This window comes from Acinetobacter sp. ANC 5045, from assembly GCF_004331005.1.
Taxonomy (GTDB): domain Bacteria; phylum Pseudomonadota; class Gammaproteobacteria; order Pseudomonadales; family Moraxellaceae; genus Acinetobacter; species Acinetobacter towneri.
Window position 1 is genome coordinate 70,466 of the sequence record NZ_SJNS01000006.1, and the last position, 18,196, is coordinate 88,661.

General features: G+C 42.1%; 17 protein-coding genes. 6 read left to right on the forward strand and 11 right to left on the reverse strand.

Annotated features, from left to right (window positions below; translation table 11 throughout):
• Positions 1-30: 30 nt before the first annotated feature.
• Positions 31-468 (reverse strand): DUF2147 domain-containing protein, encoded by a 438-nt coding sequence (locus E0H79_RS06810; RefSeq protein WP_004974208.1) that lies wholly within the window; start codon positions 466-468, stop codon positions 31-33.
• A 154-nt stretch (positions 469-622) separates the two neighbouring features.
• Here E0H79_RS06810 and E0H79_RS06815 point away from each other — a divergent pair, with 154 nt between their 5' ends.
• A complete protein-coding gene (locus tag E0H79_RS06815; RefSeq protein WP_004974206.1) occupies positions 623-1,534 on the forward strand; it encodes an alpha/beta hydrolase in 912 nt (303 codons plus the stop codon).
• Positions 1,535-1,641: 107 nt separating this feature from the next.
• On the opposite strand, the gene E0H79_RS06820 is transcribed toward E0H79_RS06815, so the two are convergent.
• The 6 genes from E0H79_RS06820 to E0H79_RS06845 all read right to left on the reverse strand — a co-directional run bounded on the left by E0H79_RS06820 (position 1,642) and on the right by E0H79_RS06845 (position 6,906).
• Positions 1,642-2,205 (reverse strand): FMN-dependent NADH-azoreductase, encoded by a 564-nt coding sequence (locus E0H79_RS06820; protein WP_004974205.1) that lies wholly within the window; start codon positions 2,203-2,205, stop codon positions 1,642-1,644.
• Positions 2,206-2,371: 166 nt separating this feature from the next.
• Positions 2,372-3,052 carry a glutathione S-transferase family protein gene (locus tag E0H79_RS06825; RefSeq protein WP_131261214.1) on the reverse strand — a complete coding sequence of 227 codons (681 nt, stop codon included), beginning with the start codon at positions 3,050-3,052 and terminating at the stop codon, positions 2,372-2,374.
• A complete protein-coding gene (gene dsbD / locus E0H79_RS06830; protein WP_165492523.1) occupies positions 3,049-4,881 on the reverse strand; it encodes a protein-disulfide reductase DsbD in 1,833 nt (610 codons plus the stop codon). Before dsbD ends, E0H79_RS06825 begins: the two co-directional genes overlap by 4 nt.
• A gap of 165 nt (positions 4,882-5,046) precedes the next feature.
• Positions 5,047-5,817 (reverse strand): transporter, encoded by a 771-nt coding sequence (locus E0H79_RS06835; protein ID WP_104852730.1) that lies wholly within the window; start codon positions 5,815-5,817, stop codon positions 5,047-5,049.
• A 16-nt stretch (positions 5,818-5,833) separates the two neighbouring features.
• Positions 5,834-6,376, reverse strand: a complete 543-nt coding sequence (locus E0H79_RS06840; RefSeq protein WP_004974192.1) for an ankyrin repeat domain-containing protein — start codon at positions 6,374-6,376, stop codon at positions 5,834-5,836.
• Between the two features lie 164 nt (positions 6,377-6,540).
• Entirely contained in the window at positions 6,541-6,906 is a 366-nt protein-coding gene (locus E0H79_RS06845; protein WP_004974190.1) for an HPF/RaiA family ribosome-associated protein, read from the reverse strand.
• 545 nt (positions 6,907-7,451) lie between these two features.
• On the opposite strand from E0H79_RS06845, the gene E0H79_RS06850 reads away from it, so the two are divergent.
• The 4 genes from E0H79_RS06850 to E0H79_RS06865 all read left to right on the forward strand — a co-directional run bounded on the left by E0H79_RS06850 (position 7,452) and on the right by E0H79_RS06865 (position 11,576).
• The gene (locus tag E0H79_RS06850) at positions 7,452-8,192 is read left to right on the forward strand and encodes an outer membrane protein OmpK (RefSeq protein ID WP_131261216.1); all 741 of its coding nucleotides are present in this window, start codon (positions 7,452-7,454) and stop codon (positions 8,190-8,192) included.
• Between the two features lie 171 nt (positions 8,193-8,363).
• Positions 8,364-9,146, forward strand: coding sequence for a sulfite exporter TauE/SafE family protein (locus E0H79_RS06855; protein ID WP_131261217.1), 783 nt, complete (start codon positions 8,364-8,366; stop codon positions 9,144-9,146).
• Positions 9,147-9,322: 176 nt separating this feature from the next.
• Complete coding sequence (locus tag E0H79_RS06860) at positions 9,323-10,738, forward strand: SLC13 family permease (RefSeq protein ID WP_131261218.1); 1,416 nt, start codon at positions 9,323-9,325, stop codon at positions 10,736-10,738.
• Positions 10,739-10,874: 136 nt separating this feature from the next.
• A complete protein-coding gene (locus E0H79_RS06865) occupies positions 10,875-11,576 on the forward strand; it encodes a phospholipase D family protein (RefSeq protein ID WP_131261219.1) in 702 nt (233 codons plus the stop codon).
• A 76-nt stretch (positions 11,577-11,652) separates the two neighbouring features.
• Here the strand turns inward: E0H79_RS06865 and parE are convergent, their stop codons facing one another.
• Positions 11,653-13,533: a DNA topoisomerase IV subunit B gene (gene parE, locus E0H79_RS06870; protein WP_004974183.1), complete on the reverse strand. Its 1,881-nt coding sequence runs from the start codon at positions 13,531-13,533 to the stop codon at positions 11,653-11,655.
• A 14-nt stretch (positions 13,534-13,547) separates the two neighbouring features.
• Positions 13,548-14,132: a YqiA/YcfP family alpha/beta fold hydrolase gene (locus E0H79_RS06875; protein ID WP_131261220.1), complete on the reverse strand. Its 585-nt coding sequence runs from the start codon at positions 14,130-14,132 to the stop codon at positions 13,548-13,550.
• Positions 14,133-14,440: 308 nt separating this feature from the next.
• Between E0H79_RS06875 and E0H79_RS06880 the strand changes: the two genes are divergently transcribed.
• The gene (locus tag E0H79_RS06880) at positions 14,441-15,772 is read left to right on the forward strand and encodes an alpha/beta fold hydrolase (RefSeq protein ID WP_004974178.1); all 1,332 of its coding nucleotides are present in this window, start codon (positions 14,441-14,443) and stop codon (positions 15,770-15,772) included.
• Positions 15,773-15,914: 142 nt separating this feature from the next.
• On the opposite strand, the gene E0H79_RS06885 is transcribed toward E0H79_RS06880, so the two are convergent.
• Together E0H79_RS06885 and gshA are read right to left on the reverse strand one after the other, a co-directional pair.
• A complete protein-coding gene (locus tag E0H79_RS06885) occupies positions 15,915-16,448 on the reverse strand; it encodes a disulfide bond formation protein B (RefSeq protein WP_131261221.1) in 534 nt (177 codons plus the stop codon).
• An 18-nt stretch (positions 16,449-16,466) separates the two neighbouring features.
• Positions 16,467-18,044, reverse strand: coding sequence for a glutamate--cysteine ligase (gshA, locus tag E0H79_RS06890; protein WP_096901506.1), 1,578 nt, complete (start codon positions 18,042-18,044; stop codon positions 16,467-16,469).
• Positions 18,045-18,196: the final 152 nt, after the last annotated feature.

An 18,196-nucleotide genomic window follows, 5' to 3' on the forward strand; every position in this document is an offset into this window, starting at 1 on the left:
TGATTTCAACTGCACAGGTGGAATACATGCTTAGTTCGCACGAATCCATGTTTGGTTACGACCCAATGCCGCTACACCAATGAAACCACGCAATTCCAGTTTCTTACCACCATCGGCAAGCTTACCTTTTAGCTTGTAGGTTTTACCTGTTTGCGGGTCAAGAATTGAACCACCATCGTAGCTCGTGCCGCCTGTATTTTTCAGACCGCGAACAATGGTCAAACCTTTGAGTGATTTGTTGTGATACGGACCTTCACATTTTGTACAGGCATTTTCTTCACCAGGCGTTAAAATTGACTGAATGCTTGCGGTTAAAGTTCCATTTTTTTGCTCAGTAAATCTTACCGTGGCTTTGGGTTGTTTGGTTTTGTCGTCAATTGTTTTCCAAACTGTGCCGTTAAGCGGATCTGCAGCATTGGCCAAAGCGCTTAAACCTAACAGCCCGAATGCAAGTGCAATTTTTTTCATTGTTTTGTTTCCCTGGTCTACTATCAGACAACTTTATTATTAAAAAGTCACAACAAATTTGCAATTTTTGAATGTGACCGTTTAGTGTACCCTTGTAAATTATGTTGGTAAATACACAAATATCCGATCAAATAAAGAACAAGATGGAAAAATCATGAAGATTAACCCCATGTGGAAACAAATTATTACAGAGCAGTTTTTAAAAACCACCATTCGCAAACCAAGCCAATTTAATTTACCCCCCAATTCTGTACGTTTTGCACTAGAACAAATGTGCCGTTTATTTCCCATGCAAAAGTCGGTGCAGGTACGCGCGCTGCGTTTAGCAGGTCTGCATGCCGAAGAATTAAAACCACAGAATGCTGCAACACAGCTCATTTTTCATATTCATGGCGGGGCTTTTTTTCTGGGTTCGTTAAATACCCATCGAGCATTTTTGAGTCAAGTTGCGGCACGCACCCAAATGCAAGTGATTCATGTCGATTATCCGCTTGCACCTGAGCATCCTTTTCCACATGCTTTGGAAGCCGTGTTTGATGTCTATCAAAGTCTGTTGGCGCAAGGTATACACGCCAAAGATATTATTTTGTCAGGAGATTCTTGCGGTGCAAATTTAGCGTTGGCGCTAGCTTTAAAAATACGTGATGAGCAATTGCCGCAAGTGAGTGGCTTAATGCTGCTGTCACCATTTTTAGATTTAACCCTCACCAGTGAATCCTTGCGTTATAACAGCAAGCATGATGCCCTGCTGTCAATTGAAACGCTGGAAACAGGCATTGATTACTATGTACCGCCTGAACTTGATCGGGCAGACCCGCAAATTTCGCCATTGTTTGATGATTTACATGAATTACCACCAGTTTTAGTACAAATTGGCTCTAAAGAAATTTTGCTGGATGATGCAACACGTTTTAAAGAAAAAGCCGAACAGGCAGGCGTAGAAGTGCATTACAAACTCTACACGGGTATGTGGCACAATTTTCAAATGTTTTCACCGTGGTTTGAAGAAGCCAAACGTGCATTGGCAGATTTAGCAGAGTTTGCACATCGGCAAGATCAGAGCTAAGTTCAACCATAACAAGGCTTTGCTAACCAACCCTTTTAGCCGATCCATCTATATAAAAAAAGCTCAGCACCCTCAAGGCACTGAGCTTTTTTTATTGAAATAGTGGGTTAAATCGCCTGAATTTTTTGCATCGCATTGGCAACAGCTTGGTCTTTAAATTCCGACATACTCACCCCTTCAGCGCGAATAATTTCTACATCATTCACCCCTGTAAAGTTGAAGATGGTTTTCAAGAAATCTTCCTGAAAATCGGCAGGGCTGTTATCACCATACACACCGCCACGGCTACTGGCGATATAGGCTTTTTTCTCACCCGCCAAGCCTACAGGCCCTTGCTCGGTATATTTAAAGGTTTTACCTGCCACGCTGATGCGATCAATCCATGCTTTTAAAGTTGAAGTCAAACCAAAGTTATACATGGCTGCACCCACCACCACGACATCGGCATCAATATATTGTTGGATGATTTTTTCACCCAAAGCCGCTTGTTCTGCATCCTGCCCCATTAAAATTTCGGCAGTTAAGTGCGGAATCGGCTGTTGTGCCAAATCTAAATAATCGACCTGTGCATTGCTATTTTTTGCAGTCAATTGTTGCACAATCGCTTGGCTTAACTGACGTGAAACTGAGTTTTCACCTAAAATACTCGAGTCGATGTGTAAAATTTTCATGGGGATGTTCCAATCTTGTATTCATTTAATAACGCTATTTTAATCGTGCAGCGTAAATAGAATAATTGGGAAAACTAAGACACTATGTTTTATTTTTGGAACAAAAAAGACCACTTTACCGCACAAAAACTTCCGCAGTATTTTTCCTAATCCTGCTTTTTCCAAGTCATTTTGCTGGTTTTTGATAAGGCTCTAAATAATTGACCCACATTGCTTCTTGTGATGCGGCGTGTACCCAAGCGCGCATAGCAGGATGCTGCATCACCCGCTGCATATAGTGTTGGCTGTTGGCACTTACAGGCAAGGCATAAGTCATAAAACGCGTCACCACAGGAGCATAAAACGCATCGGCAATGCTAAATTCACCACACAAGAAACCATCTGCTGCAGGACGTGCCGACCAAATGTGTTCAATGCGTGCCACATCCTGCCTTAAACCCGAATGTTCTTGCCATAATTTTGTACCCACTTCTGCTAAATTGGCGCGAATATTCATGCCACATAAACTGCGTAAATCGGTAAAACCACTGTGCATTTCTGCGCTGATGCTACGCGCCCAAGCGCGTTGCTGTACATCACGCGGCCAAAGTGCCTGTTCAGGATATTGCTCTGCCAAGTATTCACAAATGGCGAGAGAATCCCAAATCAACATGCCCTGATCTAACAAGGCAGGCACTTTACCATTGGGGTTAATTTCTAGGACACGTTGTTTAAAATCGCCCTCACCACGCTCGCATGGAAAGTTCAGTTGTATTTCTTCAAAAGCCAAATCAAACGCCTTCAGTACCAACCACGGGCGCATCGACCAGCTCGAATAATTTTTATTGGCAATATACAGCTGCATCATGGCGATGACTCCTGTGTGGTTTGAAGTTGCTGCAGTTGATTTAACAAGGTGCTTTCGTTAAACGCACCCGTTAAACGCAGACTGCGAATTTCTTGTTGTTGTGCATCCAAAAATAAAAAGGTAGGTGGCCCTAAAATTTCCCATTTATTCAGCAAAGCTTGATGACTGGCATCGTAATGGCTTAAATCGAGTTTAATTAAATAAAATTCTGCAAGTGCCTGTTTTACAGTGGAAGATGTCAATACCTGTTGCTCAATCGGACGGCACGCCACACACCAATCGGCATAGACATCTATAATCATGCGCTGATTTTTCGGAGCTTGGGCAAGTAACTGTTGTAATTCCGTTGCAGTCGTTGCACGGTGCCATTCTAAAACCGCATCGTTTTCCTGCTGCCAAAAACGCTGGCTGTGTTGATATTGGTTATAAATCAGATACGGCACCACCACCAATAACGCACTCAGATAAATCGCCCGCAGCGTACCATGATAGCCACTCAAACGATGCAGCACATAGCCGACAAAACCCACTCCAAGTGCCAAACTAAGCCATTGCATCCATGCTTCACCCAATAACGGACGAATAAAATACAATGCCAATGCCAACATAATAAAGGCAAACAGCACTTTGACTTGATGCATCCACAAACCTGCGCGTGGCAAAGCTTTTGCCCCAAGCACACTGGCCAACAATAACGGCGTACCCATGCCAAACCCGAGCGTAAATAGCAGCAACGCCCCCTGCATCTGACTTTGGGTTTGTGAAATAAACAATAACGCCCCTGCCAATGGCGCAGTCATGCATGGGCCGACCAAAAGTGCCGACAACATGCCCATGAGTGCAGCACCTGCCAAATTGCCGCCTTTTTGCATAGATTGCGCCTGATCGAGTCGATTGACCCAAGCACGTGGTAACTTGATCTCAAACAGTCCAAACAAATTTAAGGCAAACAACACAAACAGTAAACTAAAGGCAATTAAAGTAGCAGGTTGTTGTAACCAACGCTGAAAATTCAAACCTGCGGATGACGCAATTAAACCCAATATGGCATAAACCATTGCCATGCTACAGACAAAAACCAGAGTAATCGTCCACGCTTTGACACCTTTATGTTCACGCACCAACAAGGAGGTCAAAATGGGCAACATCGGCAAAGAACATGGAGTAAAGGCCAATAAAACCCCTAAACCAAAAAACAGTAGCAAGCCATAAGCAAATGAACTCTGTGCCAGTTTTTCTGACCACATTTGATCTTGTGCAGTGATGGGTTGCGCTGTCGCAACACTTGTTGAGGATGCTAGCGTGGAGTTGGCAGGTGTTGTCGAAAACACATTCTGGGTTGGGTTACTGTGTCCACCCCACAGATTTTTTTGTGCTGCGCTTTGATTGTCTAAAATCACCAAACCAGTGCTGTCTGTCTGAAATTCAATGCGCTGTGGTGGATAACAAAGTCGATCTTGCGCACAACCTTGCCAGCTCACTTGATAGCGCTGTGCAGCCTGCGTGGGAATTTTAAAACTGACTTGTTGATAATAAACCTGAGTATGTCCATAGTTTTCATCATAAACATCTTCTGCGGGAGGCAACTCTAAAGCCAGTATTTGCTGTCCATGCTCAACCTTAAATTGATGCTGATACAAATAATACTGTTCAGGCATGTTCCAGCGCAGTTCGGCTTGTTGGGGATTGACCGATTCAACGCTAAACTGAAAGGCTTGTTCGGGTGGGAGTAAAGGTGCTTCTGCGTGTAGGCTTAGCGAACACAATAAAAGTAGACTTGCGAGCAGACAAGATAAGCCCTGCGCCACATAACGTAAAATATCAGCCATTAGATCAACAGCAACTTGCCAAAAGGTCTGAAATAAGGACTGCTTCATGTTCTGCTCGCCTCGGCATGAACTTTATTAGGATGAAAACAGATCTGCAGCAAGCTTGATGAGTTTAGCCTGCTGCAACATACAACGTATTTTAAAGCTTTAAATGGTTTAAATGGCTTAGAACAAGAACGCCATACCTAAACCTGCATGGTAACTTTTATCTGCACCGTCTAAATCTACACCGACACTGGCATCCAGCTGAGTGCGTTCATTCAGTGCGTAAATCACCCCCGAAGTTAAGCCATATTCATTGTCCTGACTTTCTGCTTTACGATAGACCAATTCTGAAAAACCTGACCATTGATCGCTTAAACGATACTGAATATTGGGAATTGCTGTAACCGCCCAATCGCTATTTTGTACATCGTAACGCATGTTGATGCCTGTTTTTAACAGCTCACTGTATTGATAGCTGACTGCCGTACCCAAGCTATAAATATCATCTTCTTCGCTAAAGCCATCATTGCCTGTGGCAATTAGCGCTTGCAACAACACGGCCATAGAAAGTTTGTCATCATTTAAGTCAATGGCTTGTTTTAAACCAATGCTGACATCACCCAAACCATCATCTTCAACCGATTGACCTGCAGTTTTGCTTTTGCTCCATGCAGGCCCTTGCCAGCCCAGCTGTAACTCTAAATCTTGCGCCAAACCTGTACGTAACAGCATGTCAGCATTAAGGCGAGTAGTTTTAACTTTTTCGCCCGAAGCATCGTTACTTTCTTGATAACTTGCACTTGGCAAAGCCTGTTCCCAAGCCAGTTTCCCTACAGGTGTAATACCCGTACTCATTCCTGCACCAGGACGATCAAACTCAAAATCTGCCGCGCTCACCTGCATGCTGATGCCTGCCGCCACGATTAACCCAACTGTTTTTAATGCTGACATATTTTTATCTCTGCTCTTAGGCCAATTCTTTGCTCATTTTTGCGCCATAACGACGCAACAATTCTAAAGTCTGCTGTTCTTCTAGCAAAGCATCCGACCACTGAATTTCATCAAAATCACAATCAAACAATAAATCACTAATTGAAGATAAAATCGTTAAACCATCTTCATCTTTGCTGTTCGGATCGACTTTTTCATCTAATAAACGCTGTACCGCAGGAACACATGCTGCAGAAGCCGCATCCCACAATGGGCCGTAAATTTCTTCGGCATCCCATAAATGCAAATTCACTTTGGCTTGAATCAAGGCCTCTAAAATATCTAAATGCACTTGCAAATCTTGCTGTTTTTGCTGCTCTGTGAGTGGCTGACCTGCTTCATATGCTTCGCAGACTTTTTCCCACCATTGAAATAAACCATCTGACCAGACTGAAATTACAGGGCCTTTTTCGGCATCCATAAAGTTAGGGTCTAAACCGTCTGCCAATAGGCGTTGCACTTGGGCAAGGTCTAATTCTTCTATTGCTTGCACCAAGACTTGTTGTTGCGCAGTTAACATGCAGAGAGCTCTCTTATTCAATGTTTAATTTAGAACTATTATGCCCAATAAAGCGACATTTGTATGAGATAAATGTCAGCAAATCGTGAATTTAGTGCATTGGCTGCATGCAAACACAAAAAAGCCCCGCAAAATTTGCGAGGCTCTTGGAATCTGTCTGATCCTTATTCGTCGTCGCCACCAACATCTGTATCTACAAATTCTGGGCGAGCACCACGAGGATTCTCATTTTTCTCAAACGCATGTTCTAGGCTGCGTTTTAAACGGTCAATCGCACCGTGAATGGCTGTATCAATATTATGACCACGATGATTCACAACCACTGGTTTTAAACCTGCTGGACGTGCTTCAATCATACAACGAATGTCGTCATCACCGCCTTTTTCACCATTTTCATCACTAAAATGCACTGAAAAATGGGTAATACGCTCACTGTGGCGTTGGAATTCATTATTCAGTTCTTCACGAACGTAACTAATTAATCGATCACTGTTTTGAATGTTTTTATCGGTACGGATTTCAATGTTCATGATTTCATCCTCTTGCGTTCGTTATTTCTGAATCTTGTTGTGCCAAAATCTTACACATAATTTTATATATATGTTTTGGCGTGTTTATAATGTGCTGTTTTTACAGCATAAAGTACATCTTCAACTTAGTTTGGAATCACTTCCTCCTACGTGAATGATGAACACTTTTAATTCTGCAGAACCGTGTCCCTATACCTTGAATATCGGGCCTATCTGAAAAATATGCAAGCAATATTTATAGAAAAGCAGCAAAAGAATAACCCTTTTATCACCAATTTCAGCTTAGATGCTCAATAAGCGATCAATTTGGATAGCACCATGTTGTTCAATCTATTGCCAATAAGAAACTTGATGCTTTTAAAGGGTTTAGTTACATCTGCAATATTCGCCTTTGCATTTTGACCATTGGTTTTAAATCGTTTAAAAAGTATTCAACCCAAAAACTGATAAAAAACACCCAAAAATGACCCGTCAATAATCGAATTTTGCTTTATTTTTGCTAAAGGATCTGTATCCTTGAAACGCTTTTATTGGGGTCTATTTTTATGAAACTTACACATATTGCTGCGCTGTGCGCAATCTCCACTGCTGCAACTTTTACGCAAGCTGCACCGATTTGGCAAGATTTTAGCGTGACAGGTTTATACGGTGAAAATTACAAATCACCTTTTTTAACTGGCGATCAAGAGATTGAACAAAACACTGTAACTTTTGAATACGCTGCTGGTTTTAAATATGGTGATTTTTTTGCCTTTGCTGACCGTTCAAACAATGATGTAGATGGCAATGACACTTACTTTGAAGTATCACCACGCTTAAGCTTAGGCGCTGTTTCTGGTCAAAAACTTGCCTTTGGTCCAATTAAAGATGTTTTAATTGCAACCACTTGGGAAGGTGGCGAAGGCTTTAACAATTACCTATACGGTATTGGTTTTGATCTTGAGCTTCCATATTTCAAATATGCGCAATTGAACTTCTACAAAGCAGATAATGATAAAGATATCTCTCAAGATGATTATCAAATGACGTTTGCTTACGGTCTTCCATTTAAAGTCGGTGCTGAAGACTTTTTAGTAGATGGTTTCCTTGATTGGTCTACTGCAGAAGATGACCACGCTAGCGAACTCAACTGGACTACACAATATAAATGGAATGCAGGCAAACACATTTCGCCAAATACACGTTTATATGTCGGTATCGAACACTCTGTTTGGAACAACAAATACGGTAATAAATCAGGCATCAATCAAAACGATGTCAGCGCATTGGTCAAATACCACTTCTAAGCTGTATTTTTCGCTGTTCAAAAAGCAAGACCTCGGTCTTGCTTTTTTATTGGTCGTTAAAATAGTTTCCAATAAATATGCTTTGCTCATAACCATGCAGCCCATTTGCACTTAGCGCAAAACTCCGCTAGATTGAGTTAAATTTCAAATAAAAAGCACTGTGAAGCCCACATGCAAAAAACCGATTTCATTATTCTGCTGTTTTGTGCGATTGCTGCAATTTTGCATGGCATGAGCGGTTTTGGTTTTCCTATGCTCAGTACGGCTGCGGTGGCGATGTTATATCCACTCAGTACCGCGGTTGCTTTGGTTCTGATTCCCTGTTTGCTTCTTAACGTGTACATGCTGCGGGGCGATGCCACACAATCTATATTCAGCAGCTTATATGGCTACTGCAAAAAATATTGGGGTTTAATCTTCAGTGCGCTGATTGGCAGCTATTTGGGCGTCAGTTTGCTGCTCATTCTAAATGAAGGTTATTTAAAGTTGGCAATGGGCGTACTGATTTTATTGTACGTGGCCGATCAATTTCGACAACGTCCTTTACAAATTTCTGCCTCACTCAAAAATATGCTGATTTTTGGTTTGCTGGCAGGTGTGATTGGTGGTGCGACCAATGCCATGGCACCATTTCTAATGATGTATTTACTCAGCACTCAACACAGCAAAACCGATATTGTGGTGATTAGTAATCTTAATTTTATTGTCTCTAAACTCATTCAACTGGCAGTATTATATCCAGTAATTCAACAATTTAGCAGCACACAATTTAAAGTTTTGGCACTGATTTGCCTATTTTCTGTGGCAATGGTTTATGTGGGCAGTCTGATTCGTAAAAATATTTCTCAGGCTGTATTTAAGCACATTGTATTTACTTTACTTGGTTTCATGGCTATTTACGCAATTGCTCAAGGATTAGCCATCATCACAAAACAGCCTGCATTGTTGATATAAATCAATAAAATGAACATAACAAATGGAAAATTATTTAGATTTTTTTTGGCTTAAATAATTATTTACACCTATAATTAAGACCAGCTTAAAAAACAGTCTATTCAGACTGCTTCGGTCGTTTGCATCGACCAATCTTCCCTCTTTTCTTTTAATTCCTTTTGACGGAGTGAACTTCTATGGAAAATAACCATATAGAAGTGCCAGCCAATATTAAGCGAAAAGAACTGATCAAGACCTGGGTGATTGTTGTAATTGCAGCCCTGCTCTCTTTCGGTTTATACAATGTCTTGCCCTATGATGAAAATGCAAATAAGGGTCTAAGTCTGTTGCTTTTTATTGGTATTTTATGGCTCACCGAAGCTGTACACATTACCATTACCGCACTTTTGGTGCCGGTGCTTGCCGTAATTTTGGGCATGCCTGTTGAAAATGCCAGCAAAGTGCTTGAGCCAATTAGCACCAGCAAGGCATTGGCGACTTTTGCCGATCCTGTTATTTTCCTGTTCTTTGGTGGTTTTGCTTTAGCGACTGCACTGCACATTCAGAAACTGGATCGTAAAATTGCGATGTGGATTATTTCCATGTCGGGCGGTCACTTGGGGATTTCGGTTTTATCTATTTTTATTGTCACTGCTGCGTTGTCGATGTGGATTTCCAACACAGCCACGGCGGCGATGATGTTACCGTTGGCGCTGGGTTTGTTATCACACCTCGATGCCACTAAAGAGCGTAAAACCTTCGTTTTCATTTTATTGGGGATTGCCTACTCTGCCAGTTTAGGTGGTTTGGGTACGTTGGTAGGTTCGCCACCAAACGCTATTGCAGCCAAAGCGTTAGACTATGACTTTGCTGACTGGATGAAAATTGGTTTACCAATGATGCTGATTTTGCTACCAGCAATGTTGGTCAGCTTATATTTGGTATTGCGTCCAAATTTAAATCAAAAAATTCATTTTGAAACTGAAGTAATTCCTTGGACCAAAACCCGTGTTGCAACGATGATTTTATTCGTATGTACTGCAGTGGCGTGGATTTTCGGCAAGAAACTTAGCGAAACCTTTGGTATTAGCCAACCCGATACATGGACTGCATTAGCTGCTGCATGTTTGGTAGTCATGCTAGGTACTGCATCTTGGAAGCAAGTAGCTGAAAATACCGATTGGGGCGTGTTATTACTGTTCGGTGGTGGTTTAACCCTCAGTGCGATCTTAAAAGATTCAGGCGCATCTTTGGTATTGGGTCAAACCCTTGCCAATACCTTTGGTGATACTTCGCCATTGGTAGTGATTTTTGCGGTGACCATCTTCATTATTTTCTTAACTGAATTTACCAGTAATACAGCGTCTGCTGCGTTATTGGTTCCTGTATTTGCTGCAATTGCAGACCAAATGGGTATTCCAAAAGAAATTTTAGTGGTGATTATTGGTATTGGTGCATCGTGTGCCTTTATGTTACCTGTGGCAACGCCACCAAATGCGATTGTATTTGGTACAGGTCAAATTAAACAAAGTGAAATGATGAGTGTGGGCATGGTGTTGAACGTCATGTGCGTATTTATTATTTCATTATTTGTATATTGGTTCTTTAGTTAAGGATCAATAAAAAATGGAGCACAAGATGCTCCATTTTTTCGCCTCAATTTTAGAATATTTTTAATCATCAAATCATTACCTAAATAAATTCGCTATACTCAGGACATAATAATTTAGACACAATGAGGAGGGTTAAATGGCTAAGTTTTTAAATACGAGCGCGACCAATTTTTTCTTAGAAGAACTGATAAAAAATGCCAAAGAAAGGTTAATTTTAATTAGCCCATATTTACGTTTAAATGACCGTATTAAAGAGTTACTTGAAGATAAAGATCGACTCAAAATTGATATTCGAATCGTTTATGGAAAAAGTGATTTACATCCTGATGAAATAAAATGGATGCAAAAACTTGATTTTGTTCGGCTCAGTTTTTGTAAAAACTTACATGCTAAATGCTATCTCAATGAATCTGAATGTATTATTTCTAGTCTAAATCTTTATGAATTTAGCCAAATTAATAATAACGAAATGGGCATTTTGATTCGCAAATATGAAGATCAAGATGTCTTTAAAGATGCTTATGAAGAAGCGCAACGTATTATTCGTATTAGTGATGAAGTTAGAATTAGTTTAGATGAAGTGAAAGCCGAACCAATAAATGAATCTGTTGAAGAAACCAATGACAATAATGTTGGTAAATTAACATCATCTAAACTTGCAGCAAAACATAAAATGAAAACCAATGAATTGTTGGCTCATTTTACCGAAAAAGGCTTATTAAATATCAATGATGCTGGAAAGCACATACTCACTCAACAAGGCAAAGACGTAGGTGCAGAATTTAAAACCAGTCAATATGGTGGATATTTTTTATGGCCTGAAAATATTGAATTATAAACACCAATCAAAATTACAATAAAAAGCATCCATTACTTTTTTGAAATAATGGATGCTTTTTCTAAATTAAATCAGCTTAAACTGCCAAATCGGCTAAATTACCTTTTTGCTCTAACCACACTTTACGGTCTGCAGAGCGTTTTTTAGCCAGCAATTTATCCAATAAACCTGCGGTAAAATGACTATCATCCAAATCGAGTTGCACCAAACGGCGTGTATTTGGATCCATCGTGGTTTCACGTAACTGACTGGCATTCATTTCACCCAAACCTTTAAATCGGGTAATTTGCGGATTTTTGGTTTTGGCTTTTTTCAGCGTGTTTTCTAACTCATCTTCATCCAGCGCATAATGCACATCTTTACCGTCATCAATACGGAATAATGGCGGCATGGCGACATATAAATGCCCATCTTCCACCAAGCTTGGGAAATGCTTCACGAACAAGGCACACAGCAAAGTGGCAATGTGTAAACCATCCGAGTCGGCATCAGCCAAAATACAAACCTTACCATAACGCAATTCAGATAAATCATCACTGCCCGGGTCAACCCCAATCGCAATTGCAATATCGTGTACTTCCTGCGAACCCAAAACCTCGTCCGAAGATACTTCCCACGTATTTAAAATTTTTCCACGAATTGGCATGATCGCCTGAAAGTTTTTATCACGTGCTTGTTTGGCAGAACCACCTGCGGAATCACCTTCGACAATAAACAGTTCCGATTCTTCACGGGTTTGTCCCACGCAATCTGCCAATTTACCCGGCAAGGCTGGGCCTGAAACAATTTTTTTACGTTCTACTTTTTTCGCTGCTTTTAAACGACGACCTGCTTTGGAAATTGCCATTTCTGCCAGCTGCATGGCAATGTCAGAGTTTTGGTTCAACCACAAGGCAAAAGCATCTTTGGCGATATTCTGCATAATGCTTGCCGCTTCACGGCTCGATAAACGCTCCTTGGTCTGCCCAGAAAACTGCGGCTCTTGGAACTTTAACGATAAAATGTAGTTAACCCCATCCCAAACATCTTCGGCAGATAGCTTTAAATTGCGCGGCAATAAATTGCGTAATTCACAGAACTCACGTAAAGCATCGGTCACACCAGAACGTAGTCCATTGACATGCGTACCGCCTTGCGCAGTCGGAATCAAGTTGACATAACTTTCCTGAATTTGCTCGCCACCTTCTACGTTCCAACAAATTGCAAATTCTGCACTAGCACGTTCTGCCTCACCTGTCGCCACAAAAGCAGGAGCAGGTACAATCTCACGATCTTCCAGCTCATCCATCAAATAGTCGACTAGACCATTTTCAAACTGCCAGACAATTTTTTCATCGTTAATTTCATCAATGTAATGAATTTCTAAACCTGCAGCCAGTACCGCTTTGGCTTTTAAATTGTGCTTTAAGGCTTTTAGCGCAAATTTAGGTGAATCGAAATATTTAGCTTCAGGCCAGAAATGTACCAACGTACCCGAAGCACGTTTTGGGGCTTTGCCTTCCAAGACTTCTAAAGGTGCAGCAGCTTCGCCCTGATCAAAAGCCATTTTATACAGGTTGCCCTGACGCTGTACGGTCACTTCAACCCGACTGGACAAGGCATTCACTACAGAAATACCGACCCCGTGCAAACCGCCCGAAAATTGGTAGTTGTCGGTGCTGAACTTACCGCCTGCATGCAGCTTGGTCAGAATAATTTCAATCCCGCTTTGCCCGTATTCTGGGTGAATATCGACAGGCATACCACGGCCATTGTCTTCTACCGACAAAGAGCCATCTTTATAGACTTTTACGGTAATTTTATTGGCATGCCCTGCAAGTGCTTCATCCACCGCATTATCAATAACTTCTTGCGCCAAATGGTTTGGACGTGTGGTGTCGGTATACATGCCCGGACGACGACGTACTGGATCTAAACCAGATAAAACTTCAAGAGATTGAGCGGTATATTGAGACACGTTGTACTGTTTCCTTAAGCTAGGGAATCCGATAAAAATTGCAGTAACATCGGAATTTTGTCTGCAAAATTATCCATGGCATGATTGCCGTGCGCTTCAGTCATGATCATGGCCGAAGGTGAGGCAGCACTATAATAACGCTGCGCTTCACGATAATCCAAAACTTCATCGCCTTGTTGCAATAACACCAATATTTTGTCTGCATCTTGCGCAACTGGCAACGCAATGTCTGCTAAGTCATCCAATTGCGCTGCAGTTAAGCTCCAGTTCGGATGTACCACATAGGGCAGCACATCGCCAAACAAGTCCTGAAACAATTGCCATGGTCGCATAGCAGGGTTAATCACAACAGCAGGCACATGATGCTGTACGACCAGTTGTGTCGCATAAAAGCCGCCTAGACTGCTGCCCACCAATGCCACATTGGGCAAACGTTGAATCAATGCCGATACGTTTGCCAAAACCTCTAAAGGTGGAGCATTTAAATCGGGCAAATGCATCTGAATACCAGGGCGATGCTGCTGCACATAGGCATACAATAGCTGCCCTTTCATGGACAAAGGACTACTTTGAAAACCATGTAAATAAATTAAATTCATGCGCGACATTTCTTAGTAACACCATTCAATTTTTGGCTGATACAGCACTTATTTTGCGTTTTTAATTTAATTTTCATGGAAAAATGCAATTGTTAGACAAAAAGATGCGAACATCTTGGCAGTCATCGGTATTTTACAAGTAGTTCAAGATGAACACGATAAAATAAAAGTATCGGGTTTGGTGACAATTCATCAAAAAATTTGCAGTTCTGTAAATTCATGAAATGCCAGCAGACCCTTGAGTTTATACCGCGAACCCAAGTAAAAATAAAGCGTTCGGTATATGGGAACACAAGGGGCAACACAGTATGCCAAGTTTAACACCGCTGCATGAAACGTATTGTAGATGGGATCGTACACCTCCAAGTCAGGCCGATATCCTAGAAGGCTTGGCACAGTTGGTCAGCACGCGCCTGAATGCCGTGATGAGCGAAGTGATTCAAACCATTCAGCGTGAAGTTTTGCTCAGCGTATTTGGCATGAGCGAACAACGCTCGCAAAAGTTTCAAAAAACCGCAACTTTTCAAAAGTTGTATAAGTTTGCCTTCCACAGCTTACAACAATACGGCTATCACTTTGTTGCACCAGGTTTACGTCAAATCATTGCGCAATTTCCCAACTTACATGACAAAGCACTCACGCCAAGCCTGCATTTTTTAGTCGGTGTACTGAATGGCGTACTGGGAGATTATCTACTCGAACAGCAAAATCCGCTCGCCTTACCTATGGTGCTCTATGACCATTATGGCGAAGTCCAACAAGGCGATTTGTCTGGACGTGTGGTAATTTTTGTGCACGGTTTATGCCGCAATCACCTCGATTGGACTACACACCAATTTGGTGGTTTTGGTGAAAAATTACTGGCACAACGTGACCATAACACCATGTTATATCTGAATTACAATACAGGGCGTCGCATTTCTGCCAATGGCCGCAGTCTTGCCAATACCTTAGATGATTTAATTCAGCGTCATCCTAAAATTACCAGTATTGATTTAATTGGGCACAGCATGGGTGGCTTGGTGTCGCGCAGTGCGCTGTTTTACGGTAAGCAAAATTTGCAGCACTGGATTCACTTGGTCGAAAATCTGGTCTGCTTGGGTTCACCACATCATGGGGCTGTTTTGGAGCGTTTTGGTTTCCATTTACAGGAAAAATTAGGTCGCTTTCCTATTGTGAAAATTGTCGGGCATTTGGTCAACATTCGCAGCAACGGCATTTTAGATTTGCGCTATGGCAGTGTGCGAGATGATGACTGGGAACATAATCAGGCACGAATTGGACAGGTCGATGACAACCGCAAACCTGCACCTTTGCCGACCCATATTAATGCTTATTTCGTGGCAGGCAGCATTGAGTTTGAGAAAAAGCAGAACCTGACCCGCAAAGTCATTGGCGACTATTTGGTCAGTGTAAAAAGTGCTTTGGGGGAGCACCCTAACCCACGGTTTCAATTAAGACTGCCTGAATCACACAAAGCTGTGTTCTATGGTCTGAACCATTTTCAGTTGCAATATCATCCGAGTGTGGCTGAGCAATTGGTGAAATGGTTTTATCCTGCGCATGAAGAAGTGCCAGAGCAGCAAATTCGTGAGTTTATTGGTGATTGGTCAAGCTTAGAAGGCATCGCGCTCACCTAACATAGTCTAAACAGTTCAAAATACGCTACAACACGATGATTTTTAGATGGATTTTCAACAGCCCCTAAATACACAAATAAAAAAGCGCCATCTACATTGAGATGGCGCATTTTTATCAATTCAGTGAGCAAGTAGCCCGAATTTATTTTTTCTTCACTTTGCCAAATGTAGTCGATGCCACAAACGGATAGTTACGCAGCAATTGCCATAAACTAATGATCGCCAACACGCTAAAGAACAGCAATGACCACACGGGTAAAGACTGCCCCAAGAACGTCCAATCAATCACAGCACATTCACCTGAACCCGACAGCACTTGTTGCAACACAGCTTTCATGGGTAAAGCATCTACCAAATAATCCAGTCCTGGGCCGCAGCTTGGCACTTGATCAGGCGGTAAGTTTTGCAGCCAAACATGCCGTGCTGCCACACCCACCGACCATAAAATTCCAATACTGCCGAACAGCGCATAAATACGCTTAACCACGTTAGATTTAGGGTTATGCACAAAGGCAATCAGTGAAACCAAGCCCAATGCAATTAGGCCCACCCGCTGAAAAACGCACAGTGGACACGGCGCTAAACCTTGCACATGCTCCAAATACAATGCAAATGTCATCCCAATGACACTGGCTAAAAATAAAACACCACTTAGCAGACGATAACTCAATTGCATGTTTAAATCCCTGAACTGTTATCTATATTGTGCGACATAGTCTGCAAAACTCAGACCTTGTGCTTGTTCAAGTTGTTGTTGTTGCTGAATAGATTGCACTGCAATTTCATCAAAATATGTTTGTGTTTCAGGACGAAGCGTATGTTGTTCATACGCATGTGCATGTTGCTGTGCCATATAACTGCCAAAGCCCCACGTACCACCATGACGAATAGTATCGGCAATCATGTGTGCCGACAGAGTTTCATCGACTTCATGCAAACGCACCATCATGCGTTCTAAAGCTTGAGAATACAGCTGCGTCGCATAACTTTGGTCGAGTAAAGCAGCCAAAGGTTGCATGGCGGTGACATACTGCTGTCCCCACGCTTCAATTGGGGTTTTAACATCGCTCTCTTGAATGTGCGCATTTGGCGCACGCCCACGATTGACCACTTCGGCCTGATTTTTTTCGATGATGCTTTGTTCCGCATCTAACAAGGCTGGGCTGTCTTGCAACAAACAATACAATGCTAAGACTTCCAAAAAGCCTGCGGTATGTTCATCTATCCCAATTGGGCTATACGGATTAACATCTACCGCACGTAATTCGACATAACCAATACCACGATTGGCAAGTGCTTGAGATGGGGTTTCACCTTCTTGTGGTACTTGTTTTGGGCGCACCAAACTGTAGTACTCATTTTCGATTTGCAGCACATGGTCATTAATTTGAATTGGCTCACCCGTAGCATCATCTAAACCTAAGCGGCTAAATGGCAAGTACGGGGTTTTCACGGCTTTTTGCAAACCATCTAAATAACCTGTTAAGTCATTGTAATGAATACCAAGTTTTTTCTGCGCCGAGTTTTGATAGCCAAAGTTACCCATACGCAACGCAGTCGCATACGGTAAATACAACGTGCCTCTTAACAACGGCAACAAATGATGTTCACGCCCTGTCATAAAACACTGACAAACCGATGGACTCGCACCGACTAAAAACATCACCAATGGCGTTAAACGAATAAAGTTACGAATTAAACCTAAATAACGATGACTACGATAATCTTGCAAACTCAGTGCTTTGAGCTGCTCATCACTTTCATGTTGTTGCAAGGCGGCAAATAAATGTTCAGGGAAGGATAAATTATAATGCACCCCTGAAATGGTCTGCATACGGCGACCATAGCGCACACCTAAACCACGGCGATACAAGGTTTTAAAGCGCCCAATATTGGAGCTGCCATATTGCGCCAGTGGAATACCGTCATCGGTTTCATCGAGCATACACGGCATCGACAGCGGCCAAAGTTTTTCACCTTCGCCTAAGTGCTGATGCACCACGCTATGAATATCTCGCAAATAATCAAGCGCGTGTTGAATGCTGCTTTGCGGTGGAGTAATGAACTCCATCAACGCTTCGGAATAGTCCGTAGTAATATGCGGATGTGTGAGTGCCGAACCCAAGGCTTGAGGATGTGCTTGCTGCGACAAGAAGCCATCGCTTTGCATACGCAGACTTTCGCGTTCAATCCCGCGCAACATCCCTTGAAGCAACGCAGCGTCTACCCATGTTGGTAGAACATCTTGCGCATTTGGTTCGGGTTGACTCATTACACTCTCGCTTAATCCAATACACTACAAATACGACATAAACCACAGGCTGATTTTGGGTCGGTGGCAATTTTCTCTATCATGCAGATGATCTGAGATGAAATTGCTACCGTTCAAGTATAACTTGATTTGGCATCAGCACATGCGCTTGG

Coding starts and splice junctions, on each gene's coding strand:
- E0H79_RS06810 (WP_004974208.1), bottom strand. CDS start 468: ATGAAAAAAATTGCACTTGCATTCGGGCTGTTAGGTTTAAGCGCTTTG.
- E0H79_RS06815 (WP_004974206.1), top strand. CDS start 623: ATGAAGATTAACCCCATGTGGAAACAAATTATTACAGAGCAGTTTTTA.
- E0H79_RS06820 (WP_004974205.1), bottom strand. CDS start 2,205: ATGAAAATTTTACACATCGACTCGAGTATTTTAGGTGAAAACTCAGTT.
- E0H79_RS06825 (WP_131261214.1), bottom strand. CDS start 3,052: ATGATGCAGCTGTATATTGCCAATAAAAATTATTCGAGCTGGTCGATG.
- dsbD (WP_165492523.1), bottom strand. CDS start 4,881: ATGGCTGATATTTTACGTTATGTGGCGCAGGGCTTATCTTGTCTGCTC.
- E0H79_RS06835 (WP_104852730.1), bottom strand. CDS start 5,817: ATGTCAGCATTAAAAACAGTTGGGTTAATCGTGGCGGCAGGCATCAGC.
- E0H79_RS06840 (WP_004974192.1), bottom strand. CDS start 6,376: ATGTTAACTGCGCAACAACAAGTCTTGGTGCAAGCAATAGAAGAATTA.
- E0H79_RS06845 (WP_004974190.1), bottom strand. CDS start 6,906: ATGAACATTGAAATCCGTACCGATAAAAACATTCAAAACAGTGATCGA.
- E0H79_RS06850 (WP_131261216.1), top strand. CDS start 7,452: ATGAAACTTACACATATTGCTGCGCTGTGCGCAATCTCCACTGCTGCA.
- E0H79_RS06855 (WP_131261217.1), top strand. CDS start 8,364: ATGCAAAAAACCGATTTCATTATTCTGCTGTTTTGTGCGATTGCTGCA.
- E0H79_RS06860 (WP_131261218.1), top strand. CDS start 9,323: ATGGAAAATAACCATATAGAAGTGCCAGCCAATATTAAGCGAAAAGAA.
- E0H79_RS06865 (WP_131261219.1), top strand. CDS start 10,875: ATGGCTAAGTTTTTAAATACGAGCGCGACCAATTTTTTCTTAGAAGAA.
- E0H79_RS06875 (WP_131261220.1), bottom strand. CDS start 14,132: ATGAATTTAATTTATTTACATGGTTTTCAAAGTAGTCCTTTGTCCATG.
- E0H79_RS06880 (WP_004974178.1), top strand. CDS start 14,441: ATGCCAAGTTTAACACCGCTGCATGAAACGTATTGTAGATGGGATCGT.
- E0H79_RS06885 (WP_131261221.1), bottom strand. CDS start 16,448: ATGCAATTGAGTTATCGTCTGCTAAGTGGTGTTTTATTTTTAGCCAGT.
- gshA (WP_096901506.1), bottom strand. CDS start 18,044: ATGAGTCAACCCGAACCAAATGCGCAAGATGTTCTACCAACATGGGTA.